The sequence below is a fragment of the Cryobacterium sp. Y11 genome (assembly GCF_002929535.1).
Taxonomy (GTDB): Bacteria; Actinomycetota; Actinomycetes; order Actinomycetales; family Microbacteriaceae; genus Cryobacterium.
Genome location: NZ_PJJO01000005.1, coordinates 1 through 403, shown reverse-complemented (window position 1 = coordinate 403; position 403 = coordinate 1). Strand labels below are relative to the sequence as shown.

The 403-nt window shown below is 68.7% G+C and carries 1 pseudogene; it reads right to left on the bottom strand.

From position 1 onward, the window contains the following. Positions 1 to 362 (bottom strand): annotated as a pseudogene (locus CXY75_RS00035) (hypothetical protein); the annotation flags it as partial. Between the last annotated feature and the right edge of the window lie 41 nt (positions 363 to 403).

Here is a 403-nt window from a genome sequence, read left to right as displayed (position 1 = left end):
AGGCCCGCCGGAACCGACGACTGCCCGCGGGAGTTATCACCCCAGGCGACGACCGTGCCATCACCCTTCAACGCCACCGAATGGGACCCACCGGCCGACACCGCGGTCACCCCAGACAGGCCCGCCGGAACCAACGACTGCCCGTTGCCGTCCTCACCCCAGGCGACGACCGTGCCATCACCCTTCACCGCCACCGAATGATACGCACCGGCCGAGACCGCGGTCACCCCCGATAGGCCCGCCGGAACCGACAACTGCCCGTAGGTGTTATCGCCCCAGGCGGTGACGGTTGCGTTAGTACCGGCAGGAGTCGCGATGGCGGGTGTTCCGGCGATACCAACGGTGAGCAGTGCGGTCACCATCACCGCGACCGCCCGAAATCTGGCACGCCGACGAGGCGCCC